Below are 4576 nucleotides of genomic sequence, written 5' to 3'. Positions count from 1 at the left end.
AGTGGCGGAGCGGACGCGACTGGGGGCGAACGTTCTCTGCGTTTAGGAACCGTGCCTGCGTCCCGACTTCGCTTCGCCAGATGCCGCAGTGTCGGCAAGCCGTTCGTCCGAAAGGTCGTAACAGATCGAAAGCAACAGGGCCTTGAACAGTGCCAGCGGCGGCCAGCCCTCTTCGCCCTTCGTCGAGGCATAAATCGGGCTGAGAGCGGTGTCGATTGCGGCCCAATCCAGTAGGCCTGCCAGCCCGTCCAGCGTCCGGCTGCACTCCGAGACCGGATCGCCGAACACCAGAACCTCCTGCCCGATCTGCCGACGTGCCAATGTGCAATTGGTATTATTATACGCCTACTCACAGCGTGGACTTCGTACTTCCTTTCGCTCGACAAACTGAACGGGAAAGATTATCCTGAATAAATATTAAAGGAACAGCCATGGTAACACATAATCGCGAATCGGAGGCTCTTGTCGCCGACATTGGCGGCACCAATGCCCGCTTCGCTTTGGCTGATCTACACTCTGGCGTCATCCATAAGTTTCGGCGGTACCCTCGTGCCGCGTTCCCTTCCTTGGAGACGGTGGCTCAGAAGTTTCTGCAGGAGTGCAATGGGCGGCCAGTTGTCGGCGCCCTTGCGGTCGCCGCCCCCCTTGACGGTGATCTCGTTCAGATGACCAATTCACCGTGGTGGTTCTCACGCCAGGAGCTGAAATCGGCGTTGGGGCTCACCTCCATGATCATATTGAATGATTTCGAAGCGCTCGCTCGTTCCCTGCCACTGCTTGGTCCCGCTGATACGTGTCAAATCGGCGGAGAGGAGCCGGTTCTTAACGCTCCAAAGGTCGTGCTCGGGCCTGGAACCGGACTCGGCGTGGCCGCACTGATCCGAGCCGCCAACGAGTGGCAAACCATTGCGAGCGAAGGGGGGCATGCATCGTTTGCCGCGATGGATGCGGACGAATTCGCACTATTGCAGCGCCTGGGCAAGGAATGGCAACGGGTTTCGGCGGAGCGGGTTCTGTCGGGACCGGGGCTTGTCGCGACGTATCGAGCACTGTCCAACACAAAAGAGAAGGCTGACGCGGCGTTGACCGCTCCGGACATCGTTCAACGAGCTCGCATGAACACTGATGGGAACGCCGTGCGCGCGTTGGAGTACTTCGTCACTTGGCTCGGTCGATTTGCGGGAGACGCGGCATTGTTCTTTAGCGCCCGTGGCGGCGTCTATATTGGAGGGGGCATCGCGCCCAATATTCTTGCGAACCTAACCGCGAGCCTATTCCGGCGGGCATTTGAAAACAAGGGCCGACTGACTGGTTATCTTAAACCTGTGCCAATCTATATGATTACTTCAAAGGACGCCACGCTCAAAGGCGCTGCCACTGTTATCCGTGCGTAAACCAATACATCCATAGACCGCTGTTTACTGAGCGCGGGTCGTGTCTCGGCGTCGGTGGAAATTTGAGGGCGGCGTGATCTCCGGGCGAATCAAACCCAATCGACTGAACCGCACCGGGCGTGCGCCGCAACACAGAACGGGTTCACGGAGCATACGAAGCGGCCAAAGCCCCTCGCGCCACCACCAGTGGCGTATCTTGAAAACCATCAGCCAGACCAATATTTCCTTCCGTCTGCAAGAGTTCAGCGTTGACTGGCCAGACCGTGTCGTAGGTGGCATTGTGCCACGCTGACGGCAGGGAGAAGTGCGGGCCGTGCAACGGACGCGTGTCCGGCGCGGAGAGCTCCGCCAGGACGACTAGAAGGGAGTCGCCATGGCGACGTGCCACACCCAGATAACGACCTTGTACGCTAGCAGACGCTCGTAGCGCAACGAGATCGTTATTCGTAAAGAATTGCGGCACCTCGGCGCGAAGCGCTAGCAGGTGGCGCATAAGTTCCATCTTTGTTTGGGAGAACACGTCGGGACAGCAGTCGGGACTATCCAAGGCGGCGGCTCGTTGGGCAAAGTTCACCGGACGGCGGTTGTCTGGATCTACAAGGGTCATATCGGCCCATTCGGTGCCCTGATAAATGTCCGGCACACCAGGAAGCATCAGTTTGAGCGCGAGTTGTACCAAACTCTTACGTGCACCGGCCGCGATGAAGGTGCGGACCCTGGTTTCGAAGGCCTCGATGAAGGCCGGCTCTGCCAGCGCGCGCTTGACGAAATCGGTGAGGCGAGTTTCATAAGACTGGTCGGGATGGGTCCAGGTTGTGGCCTGCTTTGCCTCGCGCGCAGCCTTTAGAACGTAAGCGGTCATCCGTCCGGTAAGATCTGCGGGATCTGAGGTATCCCATGCGCCGAGGAGCGCCTGATAGAACAGCCACCGCATCTCGGGCTCTGGCGCGTCCGTATCGGCCAGCATAGCGTCCCAGGCGCGGATGGCATCCTTCCACTCGCAGGGCGCCTCAGAAATGGCAGCAGTGCGCATTCGCGCGTCTTCGCCGCGCTTGGTGTCGTGGGTGGCGGTGGCACACATTCCGCTTGGCTGCTCCACGGCGCGGGCGACGATAGCTGCATGGAAGGACGCTGGATCGAGACCCAGAGGATCCGGCTTGCTCCCGACCTCGTTTGCCGAGATCAGACGGTTGTAGCGATAGAAGAGAGTGTCCTCCACTGCCTTCGCTGTAAGCGCGCCGGTGGTCTGCTGGAACCGCGTGCGCAGTCTTAAGGCCTGCGGGCCAACGCCTGAGCGAATAAGACGCACCAGATCGTCAATCGCTGACGGGTCCTCGAGTCCGGCTGTCCTTTGAGCTTGGTGGCTGGCCTGCGTCAGAACTGCGGTGTCGTTCTCGTTCTCTCCGATGCCAGCAAGATAGGTGCGATAGACGGGCAAGGCGCACGCGAGTGCCACCAGTGCTCGACGCAGCGTGTCGGCTCCCCAGTCCCGCGCCGTAACGTCTTGTGCCGCCGCTTCGTGGGCAAGGTGAACAAGAATTTCGAGCTCGGCGGCGAGATTCCAGGTGAGAATTTCGCGTTTCGCCTTGGCGCACATCATCTCCAGGTCGCAAGAAGCACCTGTGAAAGCCTGATAGGCATCGCTAAGCGTAACTGCACCACTCGGGTTAGTTAGAAGGGAGCCGACCAAGCCAGCAAACTCATAGCCGGTAGTGCCGGCAACAGGCCATCCCCGAGAGAGGGATTCGCCCGGGGCGAGAATCTTCTCCACCCAGATCGGCGTGCTCGGAGCTAAATCATGCAATCTTGCCAGATAGCATAGGGGATCAGAGAGTCCATCGATATGATCGATCCGCAGGCCGTCGACATGCCCCGCCTCGATAAGTGCGAGAACGTAACTGTGCACATCGCTGAACACCGCCTCGTCCTCGACGCGCACGCCGACGAGATCTGTGATTTCGAAGAAACGCCGATAGGTGAGCGCGTCTCGCCCTGCGCGCCAGTAAGCAAGCCGCCAGTGCTGTGCCTCGTGGACGCTGTGCACCAATGCCCGATCTTGCGAGCACCTCGACAGCCGTTCGGCGAGTTGCCCCGCATTGGCGGGATCGTCGATCCAGTGGAGAAGCTTGGCAGGAGCATCGGGCAAATCGATCCCGGCCGATTTGAGCACTAGATTCCAGCTTGCCGGATCGAGCGGAAAAACCTGGTCTTGGTAAGCTAGTATGAGACCGTCCGGCTCATAGCCAAGAACCATTTCGCCCGCCTCAAGGGCTGCACGATAAGATTGGCCAAGAACCGGCAGGACGAGACGGGGCGCGGACCAATCGATATCGAAATGGTCGGCATACGCGCTATTGACCCCGTGGCGCAGTACGTCGCGCCACCAGGAATTCTCGCTCGTCGCGGCCATGTGGTTCGGCACGATGTCGAGAACTAGACCGAGTCCCGCATCTTTCAATGCCCCTGAGAGGCGCTCGAAACCCGCTGTGCCACCGAGATCGTCGTCGAAACGCTGGTAGTCGATGACATCATAACCGTGCGTAGAACCGGTTGCCGCCTTGAAGATCGGTGAAGCGTAGAGATGGCTTACGCCGAGCCTCTTCAAATAAGGCACCAGCGATGCGGCCCGGTCAAAGTCCATTCCTTGACGAAACTGGAGGCGATAGGTGGCACGTGGCGGGATCATCATGGCCGTGCTTGCCGCATGGCGGCTGTATGAGCACACCAACCTGGGTGAACGGCTAGCCGCTCGAGTGGTATAGGCAAACGCTGCCGCCAATTGGGATATTCCTCCACGGTGCCCGGTACATTTATCTGCTCCGCAACGCCAAGAGCGTCCTCGACCTGCAGCGCCATGAGTCGACAAGGCGCCCCGGCGATAGCGCCATGGAGGAGTGGTGAAAGGCGTTCCATCGAGCGTGCGCCAAAGCGGCGCGCAAGTGCCCGACGCTTGGCGTCGCGCTCCCGTAAACGGCGATGCTGTTCTTCAGCCGTCATCGAACCAAGGGCGCGGTAAAGCTCGATGTCTGCGCCGGTCCACCAGCCGGTGAAAGTTGGCATGTCGTGGGTGGCAAAGCAGGCCAGTGCATCACGCGGCCAACCGGCCAGGAATGAGGGATCGGCCTTATCGGCCTCTAAGAAGAAAACCTTGTAGGAATGAAGCCGACGCTGCGCCATGAGCG

Annotated in this window: 4 protein-coding genes; 1 reads left to right on the top strand and 3 read right to left on the bottom strand. The window is 59.7% G+C overall.

The features are described from left to right. Window positions 1–42: 42 nt before the first annotated feature. Entirely contained in the window at window positions 43–288 is a 246-nt protein-coding gene (locus tag AC52Q4_RS15070; RefSeq protein ID WP_495537618.1) for a transposase, read from the bottom strand. A 143-nt stretch (window positions 289–431) separates the two neighbouring features. On the opposite strand from AC52Q4_RS15070, the gene glk reads away from it, so the two are divergent. After that, the gene (glk, locus tag AC52Q4_RS15065; RefSeq protein WP_495537617.1) at window positions 432–1394 is read left to right on the top strand and encodes a glucokinase; all 963 of its coding nucleotides are present in this window, start codon (window positions 432–434) and stop codon (window positions 1392–1394) included. 142 nt (window positions 1395–1536) lie between these two features. On the opposite strand, the gene treY is transcribed toward glk, so the two are convergent. Together treY and AC52Q4_RS15055 are read right to left on the bottom strand one after the other, a co-directional pair. Beyond that, window positions 1537–4083: a malto-oligosyltrehalose synthase gene (gene treY, locus AC52Q4_RS15060; protein WP_495537616.1), complete on the bottom strand. Its 2547-nt coding sequence runs from the start codon at window positions 4081–4083 to the stop codon at window positions 1537–1539. Continuing rightward, the coding region (locus AC52Q4_RS15055) for a 4-alpha-glucanotransferase (protein ID WP_495537615.1) at window positions 4080–4576 on the bottom strand (497 nt) is incomplete at its 5' end. The genes treY and AC52Q4_RS15055, both read right to left, overlap by 4 nt.

It is taken from the genome of Nitrococcus sp. (genome assembly GCF_059432795.1).
Note: the sequence above shows the minus strand (reverse complement) of the source record. Positions and strands in the feature narration are given on the sequence as shown.

Bases quoted from the DNA above. Each gene is read 5' to 3' on its own strand.
- treY (WP_495537616.1), bottom strand. From the start codon at position 4,083: ATGATGATCCCGCCACGTGCCACCTATCGCCTCCAGTTTCGTCAAGGA.
- glk (WP_495537617.1), top strand. From the start codon at position 432: ATGGTAACACATAATCGCGAATCGGAGGCTCTTGTCGCCGACATTGGC.